Source organism: Companilactobacillus sp. (assembly GCF_022484265.1).
Taxonomy (GTDB): Bacteria; Bacillota; Bacilli; order Lactobacillales; family Lactobacillaceae; genus Companilactobacillus.
On sequence record NZ_JAKVLR010000001.1, the window covers coordinates 2,543,646 to 2,569,842 of the forward strand.

At 39.0% G+C, this 26,197-nt stretch carries 23 protein-coding genes and 1 CRISPR repeat array (1 of these 24 running past the window's edge); of the genes, 20 read left to right on the forward strand and 3 right to left on the reverse strand.

Annotation, left to right across the window (positions count from 1 at the left end; genetic code table 11):
* Positions 1-1,298: direct repeats of the CRISPR family, unit length 36 nt; unit sequence GTTTTTGTACCCTTGAAGAATTAGTAATGATAAAAC (it extends 1,845 nt beyond the left edge of the window).
* Positions 1,299-1,398: 100 nt separating this feature from the next.
* Positions 1,399-3,321: an ABC-F family ATP-binding cassette domain-containing protein gene (locus LKF16_RS12210; RefSeq protein WP_291472383.1), complete on the reverse strand. Its 1,923-nt coding sequence runs from the start codon at positions 3,319-3,321 to the stop codon at positions 1,399-1,401.
* A 137-nt stretch (positions 3,322-3,458) separates the two neighbouring features.
* On the opposite strand from LKF16_RS12210, the gene LKF16_RS12215 reads away from it, so the two are divergent.
* The 7 genes from LKF16_RS12215 to LKF16_RS12245 all read left to right on the forward strand — a co-directional run bounded on the left by LKF16_RS12215 (position 3,459) and on the right by LKF16_RS12245 (position 9,390).
* The gene (locus LKF16_RS12215) at positions 3,459-4,106 is read left to right on the forward strand and encodes a redox-sensing transcriptional repressor Rex (protein WP_291472381.1); all 648 of its coding nucleotides are present in this window, start codon (positions 3,459-3,461) and stop codon (positions 4,104-4,106) included.
* A 33-nt stretch (positions 4,107-4,139) separates the two neighbouring features.
* Positions 4,140-5,108 (forward strand): mannose-6-phosphate isomerase, class I, encoded by a 969-nt coding sequence (gene manA / locus LKF16_RS12220; RefSeq protein WP_291472379.1) that lies wholly within the window; start codon positions 4,140-4,142, stop codon positions 5,106-5,108.
* A gap of 695 nt (positions 5,109-5,803) precedes the next feature.
* On the forward strand, positions 5,804-6,787 hold the full coding sequence (locus tag LKF16_RS12225; RefSeq protein ID WP_291472377.1) for a PTS sugar transporter subunit IIB: 984 nt from the start codon (positions 5,804-5,806) through the stop codon (positions 6,785-6,787).
* A gap of 99 nt (positions 6,788-6,886) precedes the next feature.
* Entirely contained in the window at positions 6,887-7,711 is an 825-nt protein-coding gene (locus LKF16_RS12230) for a PTS mannose/fructose/sorbose transporter subunit IIC (protein WP_291472376.1), read from the forward strand.
* Between the two features lie 17 nt (positions 7,712-7,728).
* On the forward strand, positions 7,729-8,640 hold the full coding sequence (locus LKF16_RS12235; protein ID WP_291472375.1) for a PTS system mannose/fructose/sorbose family transporter subunit IID: 912 nt from the start codon (positions 7,729-7,731) through the stop codon (positions 8,638-8,640).
* Positions 8,641-8,733: 93 nt separating this feature from the next.
* Positions 8,734-8,919, forward strand: coding sequence for a hypothetical protein (locus LKF16_RS12240; protein WP_291472373.1), 186 nt, complete (start codon positions 8,734-8,736; stop codon positions 8,917-8,919).
* Positions 8,920-9,003: 84 nt separating this feature from the next.
* A complete protein-coding gene (locus tag LKF16_RS12245; RefSeq protein WP_291472371.1) occupies positions 9,004-9,390 on the forward strand; it encodes a DUF956 family protein in 387 nt (128 codons plus the stop codon).
* A gap of 50 nt (positions 9,391-9,440) precedes the next feature.
* Here the strand turns inward: LKF16_RS12245 and LKF16_RS12250 are convergent, their stop codons facing one another.
* Both LKF16_RS12250 and LKF16_RS12255 read right to left on the reverse strand, forming a co-directional pair.
* Positions 9,441-9,743 carry a hypothetical protein gene (locus LKF16_RS12250; protein WP_291472369.1) on the reverse strand — a complete coding sequence of 101 codons (303 nt, stop codon included), beginning with the start codon at positions 9,741-9,743 and terminating at the stop codon, positions 9,441-9,443.
* 21 nt (positions 9,744-9,764) lie between these two features.
* The gene (locus LKF16_RS12255; RefSeq protein ID WP_291472367.1) at positions 9,765-10,391 is read right to left on the reverse strand and encodes a CPBP family intramembrane glutamic endopeptidase; all 627 of its coding nucleotides are present in this window, start codon (positions 10,389-10,391) and stop codon (positions 9,765-9,767) included.
* Positions 10,392-10,523: 132 nt separating this feature from the next.
* On the opposite strand from LKF16_RS12255, the gene groES reads away from it, so the two are divergent.
* The 13 genes from groES (at position 10,524) to tgt (ending at position 26,144) form a co-directional block, all read left to right on the forward strand.
* A complete protein-coding gene (gene groES / locus LKF16_RS12260) occupies positions 10,524-10,808 on the forward strand; it encodes a co-chaperone GroES (protein WP_291472365.1) in 285 nt (94 codons plus the stop codon).
* Between the two features lie 52 nt (positions 10,809-10,860).
* A complete protein-coding gene (groL, locus tag LKF16_RS12265; protein WP_291472364.1) occupies positions 10,861-12,489 on the forward strand; it encodes a chaperonin GroEL in 1,629 nt (542 codons plus the stop codon).
* Between the two features lie 146 nt (positions 12,490-12,635).
* Positions 12,636-13,454 (forward strand): MerR family transcriptional regulator, encoded by an 819-nt coding sequence (locus LKF16_RS12270; RefSeq protein WP_291472363.1) that lies wholly within the window; start codon positions 12,636-12,638, stop codon positions 13,452-13,454.
* 56 nt (positions 13,455-13,510) lie between these two features.
* Positions 13,511-14,188, forward strand: a complete 678-nt coding sequence (locus LKF16_RS12275; protein WP_291472361.1) for a DUF554 domain-containing protein — start codon at positions 13,511-13,513, stop codon at positions 14,186-14,188.
* A 260-nt stretch (positions 14,189-14,448) separates the two neighbouring features.
* Complete coding sequence (locus LKF16_RS12280; protein ID WP_291472360.1) at positions 14,449-15,423, forward strand: ketopantoate reductase family protein; 975 nt, start codon at positions 14,449-14,451, stop codon at positions 15,421-15,423.
* Between the two features lie 114 nt (positions 15,424-15,537).
* Positions 15,538-16,485 carry a restriction endonuclease gene (locus LKF16_RS12285; protein ID WP_291472358.1) on the forward strand — a complete coding sequence of 316 codons (948 nt, stop codon included), beginning with the start codon at positions 15,538-15,540 and terminating at the stop codon, positions 16,483-16,485.
* 156 nt (positions 16,486-16,641) lie between these two features.
* Positions 16,642-17,445: a TIGR00282 family metallophosphoesterase gene (locus LKF16_RS12290; protein ID WP_291472357.1), complete on the forward strand. Its 804-nt coding sequence runs from the start codon at positions 16,642-16,644 to the stop codon at positions 17,443-17,445.
* A 19-nt stretch (positions 17,446-17,464) separates the two neighbouring features.
* Complete coding sequence (gene mutS, locus LKF16_RS12295) at positions 17,465-20,089, forward strand: DNA mismatch repair protein MutS (protein WP_291472356.1); 2,625 nt, start codon at positions 17,465-17,467, stop codon at positions 20,087-20,089.
* A gap of 14 nt (positions 20,090-20,103) precedes the next feature.
* Entirely contained in the window at positions 20,104-22,035 is a 1,932-nt protein-coding gene (mutL, locus tag LKF16_RS12300) for a DNA mismatch repair endonuclease MutL (protein ID WP_291472354.1), read from the forward strand.
* A gap of 2 nt (positions 22,036-22,037) precedes the next feature.
* A complete protein-coding gene (ruvA, locus tag LKF16_RS12305) occupies positions 22,038-22,634 on the forward strand; it encodes a Holliday junction branch migration protein RuvA (protein ID WP_291472351.1) in 597 nt (198 codons plus the stop codon).
* Positions 22,635-22,661: 27 nt separating this feature from the next.
* Entirely contained in the window at positions 22,662-23,681 is a 1,020-nt protein-coding gene (ruvB, locus tag LKF16_RS12310; RefSeq protein WP_291472349.1) for a Holliday junction branch migration DNA helicase RuvB, read from the forward strand.
* Positions 23,678-24,712 carry a tRNA preQ1(34) S-adenosylmethionine ribosyltransferase-isomerase QueA gene (gene queA / locus LKF16_RS12315; RefSeq protein WP_291472347.1) on the forward strand — a complete coding sequence of 345 codons (1,035 nt, stop codon included), beginning with the start codon at positions 23,678-23,680 and terminating at the stop codon, positions 24,710-24,712. Before ruvB ends, queA begins: the two co-directional genes overlap by 4 nt.
* A gap of 286 nt (positions 24,713-24,998) precedes the next feature.
* Positions 24,999-26,144 (forward strand): tRNA guanosine(34) transglycosylase Tgt, encoded by a 1,146-nt coding sequence (gene tgt, locus LKF16_RS12320; RefSeq protein WP_291472345.1) that lies wholly within the window; start codon positions 24,999-25,001, stop codon positions 26,142-26,144.
* The last annotated feature ends 53 nt before the right edge of the window (positions 26,145-26,197 follow it).

Genomic DNA, 26,197 nt, shown 5'->3' on the forward strand with positions numbered 1-26,197 from the left:
CGCTTGTTTTTGTACCCTTGAAGAATTAGTAATGATAAAACCCAGGGTTCTTAGTATCTGTTTTTGTAATAGTTTTTGTACCCTTGAAGAATTAGTAATGATAAAACGCAACAAGCCAACGGTTTTAGTTACTGACGGTTTTTGTACCCTTGAAGAATTAGTAATGATAAAACGTTATAGTACCGCAAGTATTGGGGGGGGTACGTTTTTGTACCCTTGAAGAATTAGTAATGATAAAACATCTTGTCGCTTGTTGTTCGGAGTGCCACAGTTTTTGTACCCTTGAAGAATTAGTAATGATAAAACTACATATTTTTCAACCTGGGGAGTAAGCAAGTTTTTGTACCCTTGAAGAATTAGTAATGATAAAACAAAAATCATTTTAGGTAGAATGCGATCATCGTTTTTGTACCCTTGAAGAATTAGTAATGATAAAACTTGCTGTGGCGATACGATTTTTAACGTTTTGTTTTTGTACCCTTGAAGAATTAGTAATGATAAAACAAATAAAAAGGACATCCATCATTTTTATTTAGTTTTTGTACCCTTGAAGAATTAGTAATGATAAAACTATTGAGATTGATGGTAAGACAACTGGGCTGTTTTTGTACCCTTGAAGAATTAGTAATGATAAAACTTAGCTTCTATGCTGGACGTGGGGGGATCAGTTTTTGTACCCTTGAAGAATTAGTAATGATAAAACGGAAAAGAGACGTGCTGCAATTGCCAAATAGTTTTTGTACCCTTGAAGAATTAGTAATGATAAAACGGAAAAGAGACGTGCTGCAATTGCCAAATAGTTTTTGTACCCTTGAAGAATTAGTAATGATAAAACTAATCGCCAACGAAGATTAATAAAACGGAAGTTTTTGTACCCTTGAAGAATTAGTAATGATAAAACTGCTACTAAAAATTCTAGTTTTGAATCGTTGTTTTTGTACCCTTGAAGAATTAGTAATGATAAAACGTGATTACAGAATCGCATTTTCAATCGCTTGTTTTTGTACCCTTGAAGAATTAGTAATGATAAAACCCAGGGTTCTTAGTATCTGTTTTTGTAATAGTTTTTGTACCCTTGAAGAATTAGTAATGATAAAACGCAACAAGCCAACGGTTTTAGTTACTGACGGTTTTTGTACCCTTGAAGAATTAGTAATGATAAAACGTTATAGTACCGCAAGTATTGGGGGGGGTACGTTTTTGTACCCTTGAAGAATTAGTAATGATAAAACTTGTAGTTGTGTGTGTGAATGATTCGTTCTGTTTTTGTACCCTTGAAGAATTAGTAATGATAAAACAGGCGAGGTTTCTCTTATCAATGTCGTTCGTAACTTAATTCCAAAAATTCTCAGATTCTATACAAAAATAACCACGCACACTAAAATGTACGTGGTTATTTTATTGTCCAAACTCTTCCAGTTCCATCGACTTTTCAGTCCATTGATCTTCGAGGTCGCTTTGTCTGGCTTTATTTTCATCTAATTCTTTTTGAAAGTCAGCTAACTTAGTATAAGCTGATAAATTTTCTGGTTTAGCCATTTCTGCTTGGATCTCAGTATTTCTTTGATCTAATTCAGATATCTGGTTTTCCAGATCTTCAACCTGACGGCGTAGTTTACGCTCCGCACGTTGTTGCTCTTTGGATTGCTGATATTGGACTTTCTTCTCACTGGTATTGCTGTGGGAAGATTCAGTCTCAACTTGTTCTTCCTTAGTTTCAGTAGTCTTTTCCAGGTAATAGTCGTAGTCACCTAGGTAAAGCTTGCTACCTTGTGGAGTAATCTCCACGATTTTATCAGCTAAGGTGTTCAATAGGTAACGGTCATGAGAAACAAACAAGACAGTTCCTGCAAATCGTGTGAGGGCATCTTCTAAGACTTCCTTACTATCGATATCCAAATGGTTGGTAGGTTCGTCCATCATTAAAAAGTTATCATGTTCCATTGATAGTTTTGTCAGTGTCAGACGAGCTTTTTCACCACCGGACAATCCCGCAACTGGTTTTAAGACATCGTCGCCACTGAATAGAAAAGAACCTAGGATATTTCTGATCACTTGTTCATCGAGTAGGGGATGACGGTCCCAAATTTCATGCAAGACATCTTTTTTCGGATCGAGGTCCTTTAGATCCTGGTCGTAATAACCAGTTTGAACGTTGGCACCGAATTGATAAGTACCAGCAAGCAGTGGCGTTTTATTCAATAAAGATTTCAAAAGGGTAGATTTACCGATACCGTTAGGGCCGATAATCCCGACACGTTCGCCTTTTTTAACATCGAGGTTAATTGGCGAAGACATCACTTGATCTTTCTCGTAGCCAATGGCAACGTCTTTGACTAGCAGGACGTCGTTGCCGCTTTCCTTATCGATCTCAAATGAGAAGTGAGCTGAACCTTGGTCGCTGCCAGGCTTGTCCATGACGTCCATCTTTTCCAACTTCTTACGGCGACTCTGAGCCATCTTAGTAGTCGAAGCACGGACGATATTTTTTTGAATATACTCTTCGGTCTTCTTGATCTCAGCTTGCTGTTCTTCATAATGTTTCCACTCAACAGCTTGATTACGTTTCTTTTCTTGAAGGTAAAAAGTATAGTTTCCGGAATAATGCGTGGCTGAATGTTGGTTTATCTCAACGATTTCGGTCGCAACTTTGTCGAGGAAATACTGATCATGGGATACGATCACGAGTGCGCCACGATAATTCTTGAGATATCCTTCTAGCCACTCGACAGTTTCGATGTCCAAATGGTTCGTTGGCTCATCAAGTAGAAGAATCTCGTGATGTTCCAAAAGCATTTTGGCCATTGCCAGACGTGAACGCTCGCCACCTGATAATGTTGAGACTTTATCGTGCCATACAGACTCATCAAAGCCAAATCCAGCTAGGACACTCCGAATTTCTGATTGATAGCCGTAGCCGTTTTCCTGACGGAACTTATTTTGTAGCTGATCGTACTGCTTTAAAATTTGGTCGTAATCGTCAACGGATGGGTCGGCTAATTTTTCTTCGAGCGAATGCATCTGCTTTTCGTCCTTTTTGAGGTAGTTAAAAACGGCCTCCATCTCGGAAAAAATTTCATTTTCGGTATTTAATCCTGAATCCTGGGCTAAATAGCCAATATTTGTGTCTTTTTTTAAAGCAATATTTCCAGAATTGTAACTCTCTTGATCAGAGATAATTTTAAGTAAAGTTGATTTACCAACGCCGTTTCTTCCAACTAGACCAATTCGACTATTGTCTTGGACTTCAAAACTGACATTGGAAAAAAGTTTTTTTGTTCCAAAATTTTTTGTAATATTTTGAGCTTGTAATAATATCAATATAAAACTCCTTTGCATATTCACAAATTATACTATGAATTTTGTTATTTTCATGGCTTTTTGAGCGAAAGTATTGTTTTTTTCACAAGTTTTGTATATTATTTTAAATAGTGAAAACACGCACATGGTGGTGGATTATGACAAAAACAACAGTTCCAAACGCAACAATCAAAAGGTTGCCAATATATTATAGATATTTTCAATTCTTAAAAGATGAAGGTACTCAAAAGATTTCTTCTGGCGAATTGTCAGATGGTATCAAAATTGATAGTGCAACGATTCGTCGTGACTTCTCATATCTCGGCGCTTTAGGTAAGCGTGGTTATGGATATGACGTTAATGAATTAGTCGCATTTTTCAAGAAGTTACTTAACCAAGACAAGCGTACTAACGTAGCGCTAGTCGGTGTTGGTAACTTGGGTAATGCTTTGTTAAATTATAACTTCTCAAGAACTAATAACGTTCGTATCGCAGCTGCTTTTGATATCGACAAGTCAATCGTCGGTACAGTTAAGAGTGGCGTTCCAGTATATGACATTAGTGAGATCAAAGAACAATTGAGTCTTCAACAGATCGATGTAGTTATTTTAACAGTTTCATCTAATGCAGCACAAACTACTGCAGACGAATTAGCTAAAGCAGGCGTTAGAGGTATCTTGAACTTTACACCGGTCATTATTAATGTACCTAGCTCAATCCGTGTACATTACGTTGACTTGGCTAACGAATTGCAAACATTGATCTTCTTCTTGGATCGCGATCGTGACGCTAAAGAAGCAGAATAGTTCTATTTTTTGAATAGTGAGGGATTATATATAATGAGTGAACCATTATTTTTAAAACCTGTATTTCATGAGAAAATCTGGGGAGGCCGTAAACTCCAAACAGCTTTTGGCTATGATATTCCTGATGGTGATATTGGCGAATGTTGGGCAATTTCTGGACATCCACATGGACGTTCTCAAGTTGAAAATGGAGAATTTGCGGGTCAATACTTAGATGACCTCTGGAATGATCACAAGGAATTATTCGGTGATCCCAAGGGTAAAGTGTTCCCATTGTTAACTAAGATCTTAGATGCTGAAGCTAGTTTGTCAGTTCAAGTGCATCCTGATAACGAATATGCGGAAAAGCATGAGCACGAATTAGGTAAGACAGAATGCTGGTACATTATTGATGCCGAACCAGGATCATATTTGATTTATGGCCACAACGCAAAGACTAAAGCTGAATTGGACAAGATGATCGAATCAGGCGATTGGGATGATTTGTTACGCAAGGTCCCAGTGAAGACTGGCGATTTCTTCTACGTCCCAAGTGGTACTGTTCATGCGTTGAACAAAGGTATCATGGCGCTTGAAACGCAACAAAGTAGCGATACGACTTATCGTTTGTATGACTATGACCGTATTCAAGCAAGTACTGGTAAGAAACGTGAGCTACATATTAAACAATCTGAAGATACGATCATGGTTCCTCATAAGGATCCTGAATTAAATATTATTAAGCGCGATGAAGGTAAGAACCAATTTACAACTTACGTTCAACCTCCAATGTCACCTTACTTTGCAGTCTATCGCTGGCAAATTCAAGAACCAGCTGTATTCAATCACGAGATCGGTAAATATACCTTGATTTCAGTGATCGACGGCAACGGTTTATTGACTGTTGATGGCAACGATTATAAGTTAGCCAAGGGTCAACATTTGATCATTCCAGCCACAGTAAGTAAGTGGACGATTGATGGTCAACTTGATATTATTGCGTCTGAATCAGGCGAGGAATAAACTATAGGAGTTAAGACTAAATCTTAACTCCTTTTTTTATGGCTTATCCTGTCTATACCAATTTTTGTTTTCAGAATAAAAATACATAATTTTCATTTTATAACGACAGAAATAACGACTTATTTATTCAATTTATTTTTTACAAAAATGTTTCAAAATTGTTAAAAATGATTTTAAATGACGAATAAAGTGCTGTCATTTCTCTCAAAAAATGATATTATGAAAAGGTTCACAAGAAGGGTGAGCTGGGATAGGAAAATTGATCAATGTTGATTGTGATTTAATCAGCGGATATATTTTTTTAATATTAAAGAAAACGCTTTAATTGAAAAATGTATCTTGAAAATATCTTCGTTAAGTGCTGTGTTAACTGAGTATTTTCATTAATTTCAATTGATGTTGTTCAATCGACTTGTCATTTTAGCGTATCAGTCTTTTTCAAATAAAGATCAATATGTCGCAGTATTGTGATTTTAATGGTCGTCAACAGTTATTTTTGTAGACGAACATAGGGGGAAGGCAAATATGTGGGATTACCGTTTTTTTTAGTGGTAGCGTTTTAAACATTTTCTTTATACGTTTCAAACCATGAGATAAATCATATGAAAATGTGAAAAAGTTATCACTGATTGGTGTGGTATTTTCAGTTACAGTTGGTTTTTCCGGCTATAGCAAAACAAATAGGAGGTAAAAGAATGGTAAGTATTGTCATTGCTAGTCACGGTAAATTCGCTGACGGTATTAAGCAATCTGGATCAATGATCTTTGGTGAACAAGAAGACGTTCAATCAGTCACATTGATGCCAGACATGGGTCCAGATGACTTGAAGAAGAAATTGCAAGACGCAATCGCAACTTTTTCAAATCAAGACGAAGTATTGTTCCTTGTCGACCTTTGGGGTGGAACTCCATTCAACCAAGTTAACGGGTTGTTTGAAGCACACAAGGACAAATGGGCCATTGTTGCAGGTTTGAACTTGCCAATGCTCATTGAAGCTTATGCTTCTAGATTATCAATGGATAGTGCACACGAAATTGCTGCACATATCATTGAAACTGCTAAGGACGGGGTTAAGGTTCGTCCTGAAGAGTTACAACCGGAGGAAGATAAGGCAGATGCTCCAAAAGAGGCTGCTCCTGCTGCTCCAGCCGGTGGTCAACCTGGATCTTTCGACTACGTATTAGCTCGAATCGATTCACGTTTACTTCACGGTCAAGTTGCTACAGCTTGGACAAAGACAACAAACCCAACACGTATCATTGTTGTATCTGATGCCGTTGCCAAAGATGATCTTCGTAAGCAATTGATTCAACAAGCTGCACCAGTTGGTGTTCATGCTCACGTTGTTCCAATTGACCAAATGATCAAGTTGGCAAAAGACGACAAGCATTTCGGTGGTCAAAGAGCACTCTTGCTTTTTGAAAACCCAGAAGATGCCTTGCGTGCCATCGAAGGTGGCGTTCCATTGAAAGAACTTAATGTTGGTTCAATGGCCCATTCAGAAGGTAAAGTTCAACCAAATAAAGTGTTGGCATTTGATCAAAAAGACATTGACACATTCAAGAAATTGAAAGACGACGGCGTTGAATTCGACGTTCGTAAAGTGCCAACGGATAATCGAGACAACATGCAAGCAATTCTTGATAAGGCTCAAGCTGAGCTCAACAAGAAGAAATAGTTAGGGGACTTCGTCAGAAGTTCTCAGAAGTTTGTTTCATAGGGTGAAACAAACAGTTGTGGGTATTTGTATTTTTTGAAAAATGGAGGATTAATACTAATGCAATTAAATGCAATTCAAATGATATTAGTCGTTCTTGTGTCATTCCTAGCTGGTATGGAAGGTATCTTGGATATGTTCCACTTCCATCAACCAGTTATCGCTTGTACATTGATCGGCTTAGTTACAGGTCAACTAGTTCCATGTTTGATCTTAGGTGGTACTTTACAAATGATTGCTCTAGGTTGGGCAAACATTGGTGCCGCTGTTGCTCCTGATGCAGCTCTTGCTGCTGTTGCTTCAGCTATTATCTTGGTCTTAGGTGGCCAAGGTCAAAAGGGTGTCGGTTCAGCTATTGCTATCGCCGTTCCTTTGGCTGTTGCCGGACTATTACTTACTATCTTAGTTCGTACTATTAGTACTGGTATTGTTCATATTATGGATAGAGCTGCCGAAGAAGGTAGTTTTAGAAAAATTGAAATATGGCAATATATTGCTATCGCACTTCAAGGTTTACGTATTGCTATCCCAGCAGCTATGATTCTTGCAATCGGTGCTGGTCCTGTTAGAACCATGCTAACTGCTATGCCTAAATGGTTAACAGATGGTTTAGCTCTAGGTGGTGGTATGGTTGTTGCCGTTGGTTATGCAATGGTTATCAACATGATGGCTTCACGTGAAGTTTGGCCATTCTTTGCAATCGGATTCGTTTTAGCTACTATCGAAAAATTAACACTTATCGGTCTTGGTGCTATTGGTCTATCACTTGCTCTTATTTACTTAACACTATCTAAATCTGGTGGTTCAGGTTCAAGTAATGGTGGCAGTGGTGCAGGAGATTCCAACACGGGAGATCCGGTCGGTGACATCATAGATAATTACTAAAATGGAGGAAGATTAAAATGGCAGATCAAGTTAAAATTTCTAGAAGAGATCGTATAGCCGTTTGGTGGCGTTCAACTTTCCTTCAAGGTTCATGGAATTACGAACGTATGCAAAATGGTGGCTGGGCTTACTCATTGATCCCAGTTTTGAAAAAATTATATAAGACAAAAGAAGATCGTGCTGCCGCATTGAAGCGTCACTTGGAATTCTTCAATTGTCACCCATACTTAGCTTCACCTATTTTAGGTGTTACTATGGCTTTGGAAGAGGAACGTGCTAACGGTGCTCCCGTTGATGACGTTGCCATCCAAGGTGTTAAAGTTGGTATGATGGGTCCATTGGCTGGTATTGGTGATCCTGTGTTCTGGTTCACAATTAAGCCTATTATTGGTGCTATTGCAGCTTCACTTGCTATGACTGGTAATATCATGGGACCAATCCTTTACTTCATTGCATGGAATGCTATTCGTATGGCCTTCATGTGGTACTCACAAGAACTTGGCTACAAAGCCGGTTCAAAGATCACCGAAGATATGTCAGGTGGTTTGCTACAAGATGTTACAAAAGGTGCTTCTATTCTAGGTATGTTTATCTTAGGGGCATTGATCAACCGTTGGGTTGTTGTTAAATTCACACCGGTTGTTGCTACAAATAAGCTTTCAAAGGGTGCTTATATCGATTGGAACCATCTTCCATCCGGTGCACAAGGAATTAAGGAAGCTTTGATCCAACAACATGCTGGACTATCTCTTACAGCAACTAAAGTTACTACTTTGCAAGATAACTTGGATCTATTGATTCCAGGACTTGCAGCTCTATTACTAACATTCTTATGTATGTGGCTTCTGAAGAAGAAAGTATCACCAATTATCTTGATCCTTGGATTATTCGTAGTTGGTGTTGTATTCCACGTAATCGGATTGATGTAATAATTATTCGACAAAAACTGATGGACTCGCTTGAGTTCATCTTTTTTTATACTATAGGTCTTGAAACGACTAGAAGTGTGATATGTTAAGAACATGAAATTCAATACGAAGTTTTATAAAAAAGCAGATTTTTACTTTGGACTATTTTTCATGTTGATCATTTTCTGGCTGGTCAGAGAGCAGCCGTTCACCAAGTCCTGGTGGATCGATTTAGTTGTATTCTTGGTCGGATTGTTTGATTTGATTCGGGCACTGACATTCAGAGATAATGAGCAGTGATCAGCGTTACGAACAGCCAACCATTTTGTGTTGATTGATGATTGGTTATAATATAGTTATCTAGTTTTGGAACGGAGCTTTTAAATGGTTGAATCTTTAAATAAAAAATCCGAGTTAGTCATGGATGCGACCTCGCATCTAGGGTTGACTGATTATGGCAAAATAATGGTCGGCGATAAAGCATTTGAGTTTTACGATGACCGTGACAAGAAGAACTACATTCAAATTCCTTGGACTGAAGTTGACTATGTAGTCGTCTCAGTTATGTTTGGTGGAAAGTGGATTCCACGCTTTGCCTTAAAGACAAAGAAGAACGGCATGTTCAGTTTCTCATCCAAAGACCCCAAGAAGGTCTTACGTGCTATCAGAGAGCATATCGATGCTGACCGGATAGTTAAGTCGTTGACATTCTTCCAAGTCCTCAAACGAGGAATCACGCGTCCATTTAATCGACGTAAGAAAAATAAATAATCGCGTAATTTAAAAGTGCCTCCCAATTTATAAAATTGAGAGGCACTTTTTTAATCCAAATTATGAAAGGCTGATAACCAGCCGTTTTTTGACCCCTTATTGATCAAAACGTCGTTTAAAACGTTGATCAGTTCATTGAGGTATTCAGGCATTTTAAAACCATGCTTGCGGGAGAATACGCCAGCTTCTTTTCTGAGGTTGAGCATATTTCTAAATCGTTTTTGATATTTTACTTTTTGATTAATCTCTCCAAGAATGTCGACTAGATATTTGTCGTCAGCAATCTCTGGATCACTGAGACATTGGTCGACCAACTCGGAAATCTTTTTAACATTTTCTGGCGAATATTTCATGATAGACTCCAAACTAATTTTTTAGGCGAAGGCGAGTGCTAGAACTACTCCGTTCATTATAATATGACTTGCTGCACTGACATAGATATTTTTTGAACGATAGTAAACAAAGCAGAACCAAGCTCCCATGATGGCATAAATAATAAATCGCGTATCTTGATGCATGAAGGCAAACAGTAGGGATGAAATGATTGCTGCCCAATAAATATTAGTTGGTTTGATCAAGCTTGCAAAGAAGACTCGTCTAAAAATAATTTCTTCCATAATTGGCGCACATATTAATACGTACACAAGATAGTATGGATACCCTTTAACTGAGGTCAGTAAGGTCAAAGTGTTTTGAGAAGAAGTTTGAACGTGCAGCAATCCTTCGATAGCTCCGAGTCCGTATTGGATGACAATGGCACCGATGGCTCCGATTAAAGTCCAAGTGATAGCTTTACGATAATCGAATTTTTCAGACTCAACGTCATTTGCACCATTTTCATGAACCAAATAGATCATGATCCCAGTTGCTAATACGGCAGCAATAGTTTCGATAGCAAAGTAGATATGCCCAGTAACTGAGGCCATTGATAATCCAGTCCCGAGCAGGATCAAAGCTAGATACATTAAGATAGTAATAAGTTGGTTAGTAGAATTTTTCATGTAAACTCCCTTTTTTGTGATGTAAATACTTGCATGTTCTAAATAAAATGTTAATATAAAAGTTGTGATTAGCACAAGAGATGTTCGAGTGCTAAATTAATATTAATTAAAAATTCATCGGAGGGATATAAATTGTTAAAACCACTTGGAGACAGAATTATTGTAACAGTCGATAAAGAAGAAGAGAAGACAGTTGGTGGCATTGTTCTTGCTAACAACGCCAAAGAAAAGCCACAAACAGCTGAGGTAGTTGCTGTCGGTGCTGGTTCAACAACACCAGAGGGTAAAGTATTACCTATGACAGTTAAGACCGGAGACAAGATTCTTTTTGATAAGTATGCTGGCTCAGAAGTTAAGTATGACGATAAAGATTACCTAATCCTTCACGAAAAAGATATCATGGCAATCGTTGAATAATTAATCAGGCATATATAAAACAACTTATTAAATTATGGAGTGTGGAATTTAAATGGCTAAAGAAATTAAATTTTCAGAAGATGCACGTTCTAAAATGTTAGATGGTGTTAACAAACTTGCTAACACAGTTAAGACAACTATCGGACCTAAGGGTCGTAACGTTGTTCTTGAAAAGAGCTATGGCTCACCAGAGATCACAAATGATGGTGTAACAATTGCAAAGAGTATCGAACTTGAAGACCACTTTGAAAACATGGGTGCAAAGCTTGTTTCTGAAGTTGCTTCAAAGACTAACGATATCGCTGGTGATGGTACTACTACTGCTACAGTATTAGCACAATCAATCATTTCAGAAGGTATGAAAAACGTTACAGCCGGTGCTAACCCTGTTGGTATCAGAACTGGTATCGAAAAGGCAACAAAGGCTGCAGTTGATGAATTACACAAGATCTCACACAAGGTTTCAGGTAAAAAGGATATTGCTCAAGTAGCTTCAGTTTCTTCAGCTAATGAAGAAGTTGGTGGACTTATCGCTGATGCCATGGAAAAAGTTGGTAACGATGGTGTTATCACAATTGAGGAATCAAAGGGTATTGATACAACACTTGATGTTGTTGAAGGTATGCAATTTGATCGTGGATACATTTCACAATACATGGTTACAGATAACGACAAGATGGAAGCAGATCTCGACAATCCTTACATCTTGATCACAGACAAGAAGATTTCAAACATCCAAGACATCTTGCCATTGCTACAACAAATCGTTCAACAAGGTAAAGCATTGTTGATCATTGCTGACGATATTGATGGTGAAGCATTGCCAACACTTGTTTTGAACAAGATCCGTGGAACATTCAACGTTGTTGCTGTTAAGGCTCCTGGTTTTGGTGACCGTCGTAAGGCTCAACTTGAAGATATCGCTACATTAACAGGTGCTCAAGTTATTACTTCAGACCTTGGTCTTGAACTTAAAGATACAACAATGGACCAATTAGGTACTGCTGGTAAGGTAACTGTTACAAAAGACAACACAACTATTGTTGAAGGTGCCGGAGATAAAGACGCCATCGCAGAACGTGTTGAAACAATCAAGAAACAAATCGCTGAAACAACTTCAGACTTTGACAAGGAAAAGCTTCAAGAACGTCTAGCTAAATTAGCTGGTGGTGTCGCTGTTGTTAAAGTTGGTGCTGCTACAGAAACAGAACTTAAAGAACGTAAATACAGAATCGAAGATGCATTGAACGCTACACGTGCCGCTGTTGAAGAAGGCTACGTTGCTGGTGGTGGTACAGCATTAGTTGACATTCTTGACGCTGTTAAGGCAGTTAAGGGTGAAGGCGATGTTCAAACAGGTATCAACATCGTTACACGTGCCCTTGAAGAACCAGTTCGTCAAATTGCTGAAAATGCTGGTCTTGAAGGTTCAGTTATCGTTGAACACTTGAAGGGTGAAAAGAAAGAAGTCGGCTACAACGCTGCTACTGACAAGTGGGAGAATATGATCGATGCCGGAATCATTGACCCTACTAAGGTTACACGTTCAGCATTGCAAAATGCTGCATCAGTTGCCGCATTGTTATTAACAACAGAAGCTGTTGTTGCTGACAAGGATGATCCAAACGCACCTGCTGCTCCAGCTGCTAACCCAGCTGCAGGCATGGGCGGAATGATGTAATCATTCCCCATCAAAACCCCAACAAACCGACATGGTGAGTTAGGTACGAATACACTTGAGAAACATTAGAAATAAATACCGTTAAGAAGGAATCGCATTGTTTTGCGGTTCCTTCTTTTTGTTATGATTGTGTTGAGGTAAACAATATGGACGAACTATTTTCGATTGGCCAACTATCAAAACTTTTTAACATCAAGATCCCGACTTTGAGATATTACGATGAGGTGGGCTTATTGAAGCCAGCTAAAGTTGACGATACATCGCATTATCGCTATTACTCGACTGAGCAGTTTGAACGATTGAATGTCATCACTTATTTGCGAGCATTGAATTTGTCCATCGATGCGATCAAAGATTTTTTTGAGGCCCGTGATATTTCACGTCTGCAGGAAATGTTGGGTGAACAGAAGCAGCAAGTTCAACAACAAATTCTGGCGCTGGAAAATGTTAATCGTCGGATCGATGCGAGACTTGATCAAGTTCGGGATGCGCAAAACAGCACTCTGGATAAATTGGAATTGATCGAGCTACCAGAAGTGTCCATCATTTCGTTAGATGAAAATTATCAACCAACGCAAGACATTGAGTTTCCTATCACGACACTACGTAAAAAATACGGTCTCGATAAGAATATTTTTTTAGGAAAAATTGCTTTGAGACTCAGTCGGACTAATTTATTGAAAGGCCAATTTGGTCAATACAGTGGTCTGTTGTTGATTTTGGAGCCTGGCGATACTGAAGATGCGACTGCCACTTTATCAGCAGGCCAGTATTTGCGAGTCAGATTTCACGGCACGCATGAGAACGCTAGTAAGTCATATTCACAATTAGTTGATTATTGCCAAAAGAATAGTCTGGAGATTGTCGGGGATGCGATTGAGACCTCGTTGATCGACTATGGTATCACCGATGATTACGAGAAATACGTGACTGAAATTCGCGTTCCGGTTATAAAAAACAATTGACCCTCTAGTCACTTGAGAGTTTATAATATTTCTAATGAACGATAAGGGGATCAGTTATGATAGGGACAATTTATAATGTTTGCATGATCATCGTGGGAAGCTTGATCGGCAAATTTTTACATAAAGGTTTAAAACAGGAGTACCAGACTATTTTGACTCAGGCATTAGGACTAGTGGCAATGGTCGTGGGAATCAACGCTGTGGTTCAAAATATGCCAAAGAGCCACTATCCAGTCTTGTTCATCGTCAGTCTCGCAATAGGTGGTGTTATTGGACAAATATTAAACATTCAAAAGCACTTCGATAATTTAGTCGGTCGATTCTCTGGTGGAAATTTGGCAGAAGGTCTAGCTACAGCAATCCTGTTGTACTGTATTGGTTCATTGTCGATCCTGGGACCAATTCAAGCAGCATTGAATCACGACTATACCTTCTTGTTCACCAATGGAACATTAGACGGGATAACGTCGATCGTCTTGGCCTCAACATTTGGATTTGGAATCGCAATCGCAGCTGGTGCGGTTTTCGTGTGGCAGGGCAGTATTTATGCAATCGCCATGCTACTCCAAAATTCGATCAATACTAGCATGGTGACAGAGCTGACAATTGTCGGGGGCATATTGATTCTAGCCTCAGGCTTAGGATTATTAGAGATCAAGAAGATTAGCGTCTTAAATCTTTTACCATCACTAGTAGTTCCAATTATTGCAGTTTTGGTGCTACAAGCTTTCTAGGTAAGTATTCAGTATACACATTTAGGATAAATATTGGAGTAGAGGACTTATTGAATAAGTTCTCTATTTTTGTATCCTATATATTGTATACAAAAAAGTTCGTGATTTATTGTATGTTTTACTCTGTTTAATTGGTTTTCTAATTTAAAAATCGTTATGCCAACCCTTTTGATACGTTTTATTCTTAAATAGATTTGACATTAATTAGAAATAAGTTAATAATCTTTAACAATTACATTATTAATTGGGAGGTTTTTATTATGAAATATGCAGTATTAGGCGCAGGCGCAATGGGGTTACGGTATGGATTGCTGTTGCAGGATGCGGGCTTCCCAGTCGATTTCGTTGAAATTTGGGACAAATCTGTTGAAACAATTAAAGAACAAGGCGGAGTTTACCAATCTCGTGACCGACAAAATAAACATTTAGTGCCAGTAAATATTTTTTCACCAGAAGATTACCAAGGTAACCCTGATGTTTGGATCGTCTTTGTTAAACAAATGCAATTGGCAGACGCTTTGAAGCGATGCAAACATTTATTCAATGACAAGCAATACGTTATTGCACCAATGAATGGTATTGGACATGTTGAAAAATTGAATCAATATTTCGACTCTGACAAGGTTCTTAGCGGAACAGCCATGATTGCTACAGTATTGAACGGACCTGGCGATGTCGATTTCATGGGACCAGCTGGCGCAGGTTCAATGAAAGTTGTTAACCAAAATGAAACCCCTGATGAGATGACTCATAAGATCGTTGAAGAATTTACCAAGGCTAATTTGAATCCGCAATTAACAACTAATTTCATGGGAACCTTGATGTCAAAGGTTATTTTGAACTCCGTATTGAATACACTATGCACAATGTTTGAAATTCGAATGGGTGAATTCATCCAAGCACCAACTGCGGAAAAGTTAGGACGTCAATTGATCAACGAAGCATTTGACGTTTGTGAACGTGCCAATATTCAACTACTGAATACACGTGAAGAAGAATGGCAAGCAATCAAGATGGCAAGTACAACCAACATGCCATTACATTACCCATCAATGTATCAAGACCTGCACAAGAACCGTCCAACTGAAGTAGATTACATCAACGGATACATCTACGATTTAGGACTTAAATATCATTACGAAGCCTCAACGCATGATTACTTACGTAACCTAGTACATTTGGCAGAGTTTACTAAGAACTTTGATGAGGAGAAGTTTTTAGCAGAACAAAAATAGATATACAAAAATCCAACTGAGAAGTTGGATTTTTTTTTTTAGTGAAAAATTTGTCTCATCCGTCTTTGATATAATTAAATGATTAAATCAAAAGTAGAAAAAGGGATATTTTTAATGAATTATAAAGAATTGAAGTTGGGTCGTCATGGAATTCCAACTTGGGATGCGATGATTCCGCTAATATTGGAATATTTAAGTGATGGGAGACCAGTTCATTCTAAAAAAATTGCGAAAGATGTTTCTGATTCTTTAGAGTTACCGGATGAGTTACGTCAAGCAACTTATATTAATAATCCAGACTCGATTATGATTGAGGATCGTGTTAAATGGGGTATAAGTGAGTTGTTTACCAGTGGTTGTATTGAGAGACCTTCAAGGGCAATTTATGAAATTACAACGCTGGGGAAAGAACTGCTCAAACTAGATAAATCGGAATTAACAGAGAAAAAAATACATTCACTTCCGGATTATGTCTCACACAAAAAAGAATTACTGGAACGTAATAAGCGCAAGAATATTGAGAATGAATCTGTTGATGACGAATCCGATGATAATGTGGTTGAAGAACTGGTAACTAAAACTGAACTATACAATAACGAAATTGCCACTAATTTGCTGAGAAGTATTCAAGAGGCAGAACCAACTTTTTTTGAAAAATTAGTTGTAAAATTACTGACAAAAATGGGATACAAGGGAAATAACGGGACTGCCAAAGTAACACAGCCAACAAATGATTTTGGCATTGATGGAATTATCAACCAAGATCCGCTTGGTACCAATACAGTTTATCTTCAAGCAAAAAGATACAAGGAATCAAATGTCGTTCAACGACCTGAGATTGATCGTTTTTTTGGTGCGCTATCACGAATACATGCCGATCGAGGTGTGTTTATTACTACTTCACACTTCTCTGAAAGCGCAATTGAGACAGCTAAATCATTTTCTATTGTCTTGATTGATGGAATCCAACTTACTAACTTGATGCTTCAGTATCAAGTTGGCGTACAAGTTAAACAAAGCTTGGAATTATTCGAGATAGATGATGATTTTTTTGATAATTAAATACTACATCCCTGAACATTTCTCAGGGATGTTTTTCTTTGCTATAATTGGTATCCGTTATTTAGTTCTATTAATAGGAAATTAAGGCCTTTTGAAATACCCGAACAGGTGTTTCTTTGGTACAATGGTTAGGTATAGATTGGGGACTTTTATAATATGAAAATACTTTTCGTCGGGGACGTCGTCGGCAATATTGGTATCAAAACTTTGGAGACTTATTTACCGCAGATCAAGCAAGTAGTTAAGCCTCAACTAACTATCGTTAATGGCGAGAATGCCGTTAATGGTAAGGGCATTAATGAGCAAGCTTATCAAAAAATTGCTGTTGCGGGTGCTGATGTGGTTTCTGGTGGAAATCATAGTTGGGACCGCAAGGAAGTTGTTGATTTGTACAACGACCCGAAGAAAAAGGTATTGCGTCCTTACAATTTTCCTGGTGACTCAGTTCCCGGAACTGGGATCATCAAGGTCAAGGTCAATCAAAAGACAGTTTATGTCATCAACATGCAGGGAACTGCTATGATGCAGCCGTTAGATAATCCATTTCATAACTTTGACAAATTGCTTCCAACTTTAGAAAAGGACGCCATCAAGTTCGTTGATTTTCACGCTGAGACTACTAGCGAAAAAATCGCCACAGGTATGTATCTAACTGGTAAAGTTGCTGCAGTGGTTGGGACCCATACTCACGTGCCAACTAATGATGCACGTGTCTTTGAAAAACAAACTGCTTACTTAACTGATGTTGGGATGACGGGTTCTTATGATGGGATTCTCGGCATAACCCGTGGTCCAGTCATCAATCGTTTCTTGACCCAACGTCCAACTAAACATGAAGTAGATGAAGACGGCCGGATGCAAATCGGCTTCTGTGTTGTCGACATCAATGATCAAACTAACTACGCAAGAAGTATCAAAAATTACGTAATTAATCCTGATAACAAAAAATTTTTACAATAGATAATGGTGGGGGAAATTCATGCCACAAAAAACTAAAGAGACACCAATGATGGAACAATATCTGGAATATAAGCAACAATTTCCAGATGCTTTTTTGTTTTATCGAGTCGGTGACTTCTACGAAATGTTTTATGACGATGCCGTCAAAGGTTCACAGATACTAGAACTGACGCTGACATCTCGTAACAAAAAAGCTGACGACAGCATTCCTATGTGCGGCGTTCCACACAAGGCTGTCGAAAGCTACATCGATACCTTAGTCGATAAGGGCTATAAGGTTGCTGTTTGCGACCAATTGGAAAATCCAGCCGATGCACAAGGAATGGTTAAACGTGGGATAACACGCGTGGTCACTCCTGGTACGATCATGGACAACGCCAATCAAGCAACTGAAAATAATTACATCACTGCTATCACAACCAGTAAGGGCAACTTTGGTTTAGCATATGCTGACCTGTCAACCGGTGAAGTCAAAGTTACCTCAGTCGACAATCAATTAGACTTGATCAATGAAATGCAAAATCTCAATACCAAAGAAACTGTAGTCCTAGAAACTTTTCCAAAAAAATATCTTGATCCAATTAGAAAATTGGGTATTTTGATTTCTAGAATTACTGACTTAGAAGATAACTACAGCTTTGATTTTTCACAGGTCACAGATGACAAACAGGTCGATACTTTGAAGTTATTGATCAGTTATTTGATCAAGACGCAAATGCGTTCGTTGGACCATTTAAAAGCCGCTCAGACTTATGAGATCTCGGCTTATTTATCTATGGACCACAATGCACAGAGTAATTTGGAATTGTTCAAAAATATCCGGACTGATAAGAAGTCAGGAACATTATTGTGGCTGTTAGACGAGACTAAAACAGCGATGGGAAGTCGTCTTTTGAAACAATGGCTAGCTCGTCCACTCATTAAATCCAAGCCACTTCGTGCCCGTCAGCATTTAGTCCAAGTCTTTTTGGACAACTATTTTCAACGTTCATCGTTTCAAGATTATTTAACTAAGGTCTATGACCTAGAACGTTTAGCAGGTCGAGTTGCTTACGGTACCGTCAATGGTCGCGACTTGATCCAATTGAAGACTTCTCTAGAACAAGTTCCCCAGATCAAATCGATCCTTCTAGATATTGGTGATGACCAACTCAGTGCCTTTGTTGAAAAAATTGACGATGTCTCTGACGTCCGCGACTTGATCGAAAAGTCAGTCGTCGACGAACCGCCTATTTCTGTAACTGGTGGTGGCGTCATCAAAGAAGGTTACAACGACCAACTCGATCAATACATCGATGCTTCCAAAAACGGTAAGCAGTGGATGGCTGAACTAAAAGTCCAAGAACAAGAAGCTACTGGGATCAGTAATTTGAAGATCGGCTACAACAAAGTCTTCGGTTACTACATCGAAGTTTCTCGCGGTAATGTTGACAAAGTTCCTGAAGGACGTTATCAAAGAAAACAAACTCTGACTAACGCTGAAAGATACATCACTCCTGAACTTAAGGAAAAAGAAAGTATCATCCTGGAAGCAGAAGATAAGTCGCAAGCTTTGGAATACCACTTATTTGACGAAATCAGAGCTAAGGTTAAAAAGCAGATCAGACGTTTGCAAGCTTTAGCAAGTATTCTGTCCGAATTAGATGTCTTACAAAGTTTTGCCGTAGTGTCGGAAACCTATCATTACGTTGCACCAGACTTTGTCGAAGGTCATCAACTTAAAATCGTAAATGGTCGCCATCCAGTTGTAGAAAAAGTATTAGGAAACAATAGCTACATTCCCAATGACGTGACGTTTGATTCAACGACTGATGTCTTGTTGATCACTGGACCTAATATGTCTGGTAAGAGTACTTATATGAGACAACTTGCTTTGACGGTCATCATGGCTCAGGTAGGATGTTTCGTGCCTGCTGAAGCAGCTTCATTACCAATTTTTGACCACATCTTCACTCGAATCGGTGCAGCCGATGACTTGATCTCCGGTGACAGTACTTTCATGGTCGAGATGCGTGAAGCTAATGACGCTTTGAAAAATGCTACAAAGAACTCACTGATCATTTTTGATGAACTAGGACGTGGAACGGCTACTTATGATGGTATGGCATTAGCCCAAGCTATCATTGAATATATTGATAAAAACGTTCATGCGATGACGATGTTTTCAACTCATTATCATGAATTGACAGTGCTAGAAAGTCAGCTAAAGGGTGTTAAAAATGTTCACGTTGATGCATCTGAAGAAGACGGAAACCTCGTCTTTTTACATAAGGTCCTACCTGGACCAGCTGATAAATCTTATGGTATCCACGTTGCAAAATTAGCTGGATTACCAGACGATGTGCTCACTCGTGCGGACAGTATTTTATCGAACTTGGAGTCCAATAGTGGTGCAGAAATCAAAGCATCTGAAGATGTCTTGGTTGCCGAAGCAAAGACTGAACTTCCTGAAGAACCAACTAAGCCTAAGAAAAAGGCTAAACCTGAAGTCGACGATGGACAGCTTTCATTATTCCCTGAAGATGATCCAGAAATGTTGAAAGCTAAAGACGTCGCTGAAGAATTATCAAAACAAGATTTAATGAATGTTACGCCAATTGAAGCAATCAACTTGCTTTACAAGTGGCAACAAAAACTCAAATAGAGAAGGTGAAATGTGTGGGTAAGATCCATGAATTACCAGTTGAATTAAGTAATCAGATTGCTGCTGGGGAAGTGATCGAACGTCCGGCTTCAGTTGTTAAGGAATTAATCGAAAATTCGATCGATGCCCACGCAACCCAGATCTTAATTAGGGTCGAACAATCTGGTTTAAAGTCGATCGAAGTTAACGATAACGGAGATGGTATCCCAGCTGATGAAGTTGAGATTGCTTTTCAACCACATTCAACTAGTAAGATCTCAACAGATCGAGATCTGTTTGCTATTAAGACGCTCGGATTTCGTGGTGAAGCTTTGGCCAGTATTGCTTCAGTTTCAAAATTAACTGTTTTAACTAGTACCGATGGCAAGTCAGCTGTCCAAGCAGACTTTGCCGGAAATACTTTATTAGATAAGAAAACTCATGCCCGTTCAAAGGGCACAACGATGACTGTGCAAGATATCTTTTTTAATACGCCAGCACGGTTGAAGTACGTTAAATCACTTCACACTGAGTTGAATCGGATCGTTGATATTGTCGATCGTTTGGCAATGGGACATCCTGATATCTCGTTTAGACTGATCCACGAAAAAAAGGATCTCGTCTGGACGTCAGGAAATGGCAACATGCAACAAACAATTGCTGGAATCTATGGTCGAACGATTGCTAGCCACATGTTGAGCTTTGAAAACTCTGACTCGGATTATGAGATCAAGGGGTATTTTTCAAAGCCGGATACGACTCGCTCAAATCGCTCGTATATGTCGATGATCTTGAATGGTCGCTACATCAAAAATTATCAATTATCTAGCGCGGTCGTTCGTGGCTATGGATCAAAATTGATGATTGGAAGATTTCCGGTTGCTGTGATCGATATCAAGCTAGATCCAAACTTAGTTGATATCAACGTCCATCCAACTAAACAAGAAGTGAGGTTGGCTAATGAGGGTCGAATCGCCGACTTAATCAGTCAAGGTATCAAGGAACGATTGTCTGATCAAAACTTGATACCTGATGCTGTAAAAAATCTCGGACGCAAGACTACAACGGACCAGGACAAACCAGTTTACAAGCCTGAGCAGATCACATTTGATGCCATTCCGACATTAGATAAGATCGACCAAACGATTCACGAACCAAAGCTAGAAAACAAAGCGATTGCCCATGACGGACAACCTGATCCACTGTTAGTTGGCACGCCAATTTTTAAAGATCAAAAACATCTTCAAGCTTGGGACCAACGATTAAAAGAAGAATCTGAAGAAAAAGTTCATGTTGTTGAAAACACTGCACCAGAAATGCCGAAGGATGAACTAGTGCCAGAGGATACAACGCATGAAGAATTTCCTGATTTGCGATATATCGGTCAGATCCATGGTACGTATTTAGTCGCTGAAAGTAAGGATGGCTTTTACTTGATTGACCAGCATGCTGCTCAAGAACGAGTCAATTATGAATACTATCGCGAAGAGATCGGTAAGGTCTCAAACGACCAGCAAAGACTGCTAGTGCCAATCGTTTTGGATTACTCAAATACAGAAGCTATCATGATCAAAGATAAAAAAGACATTTTGGAAGATATCGGACTACATGTCGAAGATTTTGGTCAAAACAGTTTTGTGATCAACACTCATCCTACTTGGTTCGTTCCTGGACAAGAGGAATCAACCATTAAAGAAATGATCGATTATGTTTTAAATGACTCCAAGATCAGCGTGGCAGCCTTTCGTGAGAAGAATGCCATTATGATGAGCTGTAAACGTGCTATCAAGGCTAACCATCATTTAGATGACCGAGAGGCGATGCATTTGCTGCATAATTTGACCAAGTGCGAAAATCCTTATAACTGTCCACACGGACGTCCAGTCTTAGTTCAATTCAGCAACAAAGATTTAGAAAAAATGTTCAAGCGGATCCAAGATTCGCATGACACTAGAGAAAGTGAATAATAATGTTTGAATACTTAAATGGAAATATTACTTACATCGACCCAGGCTATATCGTTGTTGACGTTAACGGCGTCGGCTACAAAGTCCAAGTCGCCAATCCTTATCGTTATGAAGAGAATCAACCAGCCAAGGTGTTCGTTGAACAAATCGTTCGTGACAATGAACAGTCGCTGTATGGTTTTTACGACTTGAATGAGAAAAAGATTTTTCTAAATCTGATCAGTGTTTCTGGAATTGGACCTAAGAGTGCCTTAGCAATCTTAGCTGGACAAGACCATTCAGGATTGATCCATGCCATCGAAAATAATGACGTGAAGTTTTTGACTAAATTTCCGAAAATTGGCAAGAAAACAGCCCAACAAATTATTTTGGACCTTAACGGTAAATTTACTGCCGAGGGTCAAATGACTTTAGGCGAAGCACCAATCCCGATGACTAACGGGACTGATTCGCCTGATTTACTTGATGGACTTGCTGCATTACAATCATTAGGGTATTCGCCAAGAGAAATTGGCAAGATCAAAGATCAATTAAAGACACAAGATTTAAAATCAGCCGACGATTATCTCAGAGCCGGTTTAAAATTATTAACGAAATAACTTACAAATCAAACAAGGAGGTAGTCTATGGACGACAAAGATAGAATAACTGACGCAGATGCGCTCAATGAACAAGAAGACCAAGCTGAAAAAACCTTACGTCCGCAAACTTTCAAAGACTATTTAGGCCAAGAAAAAGCTAAGCATGAATTAGATGTCTACATCCGTGCAGCTAAGCAACGTAAACAAACCCTTGACCATGTCTTGCTATACGGTCCTCCAGGGTTAGGTAAAACAACTCTGGCTATGATCATTGCCAACGAGATGGGTGTAAATATCCACACAACCACAGGTCCCTCGATTGAAAAATCTGGTGATCTAGTGGCTGTGTTAGATGAACTGTCACCGGGCGACGTTTTATTTATCGATGAAATTCATCGAATGCCTAAAGCTGTCGAAGAAGTACTTTATTCAGCTATGGAAGATTTTTACATCGACATTATCGTTGGCCAAGGTACTGAATCGCGTTCATTGCATCATGAATTAGTTCCATACACTTTGATCGGTGCAACGACTACTTCTGGTAAATTATCAGCTCCATTGCGTGACCGTTTTGGGATTGTCGAGCATATGGAATACTACAGCGAAGAAGAACTAGCCAAAATTATTTTCCGCTCAGCTGACGTATTAAACATTAAGATTGATGAAGATGGCGCACACGAATTGGCACGTCGTTCTCGTGGAACGCCAAGAATTGCTAACCGTTTATTAAAACGTGTGCGTGACTTTGCCCAAGTTGGTAATAAAGATAAAATCGATTACGACATCGCAAAATCAGCCTTGAATCAACTCCAAGTTGATGATGCTGGATTAGATAGTTTGGATCGGCGGATTTTGTCGATGATGATCGAACTATACGGCGGTGGACCATTAGGAATCAAAGTTATTGCAGCCAATATCGGTGAAGACCAAGAGACTATTGAGTCAGTCTACGAACCATATTTGATGCAAATGGGCTTTTTAAAGAGAACTGCTCGTGGACGGATCGTAACGAGAAAGGGATATGAACATTTAGGCTATCCATATCCTGAGGAGGAAAAGAAATGACATTAACTACTGAAGATTTTGATTATGATTTACCTGAGGAACTAATTGCACAAACTCCAATTAAAGACCGTGATCATTCACGACTTTTGGTATTGGATCATGAAACGGGTGCTTATGAAGACAAGCATTTTTATGACATCTTGGATTATTTGAATCCCGGGGATGCCTTAGTTATGAACAATTCACGTGTTTTGCCAGCTAGACTTTATGGTACTAAGGAAGATTCCGATGGACATGAAGAAGTATTGTTGTTGAACAATACTGAAGGTGACAAGTGGGAAGTATTGATGAAACCTGCACGTCGTGCACATCCTGGCACAGTCGTGACATTTGGCGATGGTCAATTAAAAGCTACAGTTCTTGAAGACCTTGAACATGGTGGCAAGATTATTGAATTCCATTATGATGGGATTTTTCTGGAGATCTTGGAAAAATTAGGCGAGATGCCACTTCCTCCATATATCAAAGAAAAATTGGACGACCCCGACCGTTACCAAACAGTTTATGCAAAGGAAAATGGTTCAGCCGCAGCACCAACAGCCGGCTTGCATTGGACGAAAGATTTATTGCAAAAAGTTCAAGATAAGGGTGTTAAGTTAGTTTATTTAACACTTCACGTTGGTTTAGGAACATTTAGACCCGTGACGGAATCAGATATCAGTAAGCATGTCATGCACTCTGAATTTTATCGTTTAGATGAAGACTCAGCTAAGACCTTAAATGAGGTTCGAAAGAATGGTGGCAAAATTGTCGCAACTGGAACAACCTCGATCAGAACTTTGGAGACAATCGGAACTAAGTTCAATGGTGAGATCAAAGCAGACAGCGGTTGGACCGACATCTTTATCAAACCAGGTTACGAGTGGAAAGTAGTGGATGCCTTCATCACTAACTTCCATTTGCCAAAATCAACACTAGTAATGTTAGTAGCAGCCTTCACAGGCAGAGAAAATATCTTAAACGCCTACCAACACGCAATAGAAGAAAAATATCGCTTCTTTAGTTTTGGGGATGCAATGTATATACATTAGAGAGTGGAGACAAACGGTCAGACTTCGAGCATTGCCTAGGATCTGAGTTAATGCGGTTTGTGCATTCACTCAAATCCGTAGCAAGCGGAAAAGTCTGTTTGTCGGAGCTCGTTTAAATGCAGAGAGTGGAAATGACCGGGTGATTCCGAGCATTGCTAGCATCTTTCAAAATAACTTTGACTTTACTCCAACTGTGTTTAATATATAAGTGACGTAATAATAAGACAAAAATAAAAGATGGGGAAAAACTTTACGTTTTCCCCATCTTTTATCAGAAAGGATTTTTATGACTGAACCAGCAGTAAAATACACGCTATTAAAAAAAGAAAAGCATACTGGTGCCAGATTAGGTTTATTGGAAACTCCACATGGGACGTTTGAAACACCAATCTTCATGCCAGTTGGTACCGAAGCTACTGTTAAAAACATGGCTCCAGAAGATTTGGAGAAAATCGGTGCAACGATCATTCTTTCAAATACATATCATCTTTGGTTAAGACCTGGAGAAGATATTGTGAAAGAAGCTGGTGGTCTCCATAAATTCATGAACTGGAATAAGGGTATTTTGACTGATTCCGGTGGCTTCCAAGTTTTCTCACTTGCTAAAACTCGTGATATCACTGAAGCAGGAGTTCACTTCCGTAACCACTTAAACGGTCGTCGTGAATTCTTATCACCTGAAAAAGCAATTCAAATTGAAAATGACTTAGGTCCAGATATCATGATGAGTTTGGATGAATGTCCGCCATTCTTTGAAAGCTATGACTACATCAAAGATTCAGTTGCCAGAACTAGTCGTTGGGCTGAACGTGGTCTTCAAGCTCACAGAAATCCTGACTGGCAAGCACTATTTGGAATCGTTCAAGGTGCCGGTTTTGAAGACTTGCGTAAGCAAAGTGCTCAAGATTTGGTCAGTATGGACTTCCCAGGATATTCAATTGGTGGATTGTCAGTTGGTGAATCCAAAGATGAAATGAATCACGTCTTGGACTTCACGACGCCATTATTACCAGAAAACAAACCACGTTATTTGATGGGGGTTGGTTCGACTGACGCCTTGATCGATGGTGTGATTCGTGGAATTGATATGTTCGATTGCGTCTTGCCAACTCGAATCGCCCGTAATGGTACTTGTATGACTACTCACGGACGTCTGGTAGTGAAAAACGCCAAATATGCTCGTGACTTCCGTCCACTAGATGAAGATTGCGATTGTTATGTTTGCCGAAACTACACTCGTGCTTACATTCGTCATTTGATCAATGCTAACGAGTTGTTCGGTACTCATTTGACTACTTATCATAATTTGTACTACCTATTGAAGTTAATGGCTAATGTTCGTCAAGCAATTAAGGATGATAACTTACTAGAATTTAGAGAACATGTCTTTGAACAATATGGTTTGAACAAAGAAAACGCTAAGAATTTCTAATATTATTAGATAAATGTTTTCGTTTTCTGGATACAGCATGTAATATTTGGTAT

What these genes read in the sequence shown, in the direction of transcription:
- groL (WP_291472364.1), top strand. Translation starts at nt 10,861, where the DNA reads ATGGCTAAAGAAATTAAATTTTCAGAAGATGCACGTTCTAAAATGTTA.
- LKF16_RS12230 (WP_291472376.1), top strand. Translation starts at nt 6,887, where the DNA reads ATGCAATTAAATGCAATTCAAATGATATTAGTCGTTCTTGTGTCATTC.
- ruvA (WP_291472351.1), top strand. Translation starts at nt 22,038, where the DNA reads ATGTTTGAATACTTAAATGGAAATATTACTTACATCGACCCAGGCTAT.
- LKF16_RS12215 (WP_291472381.1), top strand. Translation starts at nt 3,459, where the DNA reads ATGACAAAAACAACAGTTCCAAACGCAACAATCAAAAGGTTGCCAATA.
- LKF16_RS12235 (WP_291472375.1), top strand. Translation starts at nt 7,729, where the DNA reads ATGGCAGATCAAGTTAAAATTTCTAGAAGAGATCGTATAGCCGTTTGG.
- LKF16_RS12245 (WP_291472371.1), top strand. Translation starts at nt 9,004, where the DNA reads ATGGTTGAATCTTTAAATAAAAAATCCGAGTTAGTCATGGATGCGACC.
- LKF16_RS12290 (WP_291472357.1), top strand. Translation starts at nt 16,642, where the DNA reads ATGAAAATACTTTTCGTCGGGGACGTCGTCGGCAATATTGGTATCAAA.
- mutS (WP_291472356.1), top strand. Translation starts at nt 17,465, where the DNA reads ATGCCACAAAAAACTAAAGAGACACCAATGATGGAACAATATCTGGAA.
- LKF16_RS12270 (WP_291472363.1), top strand. Translation starts at nt 12,636, where the DNA reads ATGGACGAACTATTTTCGATTGGCCAACTATCAAAACTTTTTAACATC.
- manA (WP_291472379.1), top strand. Translation starts at nt 4,140, where the DNA reads ATGAGTGAACCATTATTTTTAAAACCTGTATTTCATGAGAAAATCTGG.
- LKF16_RS12225 (WP_291472377.1), top strand. Translation starts at nt 5,804, where the DNA reads ATGGTAAGTATTGTCATTGCTAGTCACGGTAAATTCGCTGACGGTATT.
- tgt (WP_291472345.1), top strand. Translation starts at nt 24,999, where the DNA reads ATGACTGAACCAGCAGTAAAATACACGCTATTAAAAAAAGAAAAGCAT.
- LKF16_RS12285 (WP_291472358.1), top strand. Translation starts at nt 15,538, where the DNA reads ATGAATTATAAAGAATTGAAGTTGGGTCGTCATGGAATTCCAACTTGG.
- LKF16_RS12250 (WP_291472369.1), bottom strand. Translation starts at nt 9,743, where the DNA reads ATGAAATATTCGCCAGAAAATGTTAAAAAGATTTCCGAGTTGGTCGAC.
- LKF16_RS12280 (WP_291472360.1), top strand. Translation starts at nt 14,449, where the DNA reads ATGAAATATGCAGTATTAGGCGCAGGCGCAATGGGGTTACGGTATGGA.
- queA (WP_291472347.1), top strand. Translation starts at nt 23,678, where the DNA reads ATGACATTAACTACTGAAGATTTTGATTATGATTTACCTGAGGAACTA.
- LKF16_RS12255 (WP_291472367.1), bottom strand. Translation starts at nt 10,391, where the DNA reads ATGAAAAATTCTACTAACCAACTTATTACTATCTTAATGTATCTAGCT.
- ruvB (WP_291472349.1), top strand. Translation starts at nt 22,662, where the DNA reads ATGGACGACAAAGATAGAATAACTGACGCAGATGCGCTCAATGAACAA.
- LKF16_RS12275 (WP_291472361.1), top strand. Translation starts at nt 13,511, where the DNA reads ATGATAGGGACAATTTATAATGTTTGCATGATCATCGTGGGAAGCTTG.
- LKF16_RS12240 (WP_291472373.1), top strand. Translation starts at nt 8,734, where the DNA reads ATGAAATTCAATACGAAGTTTTATAAAAAAGCAGATTTTTACTTTGGA.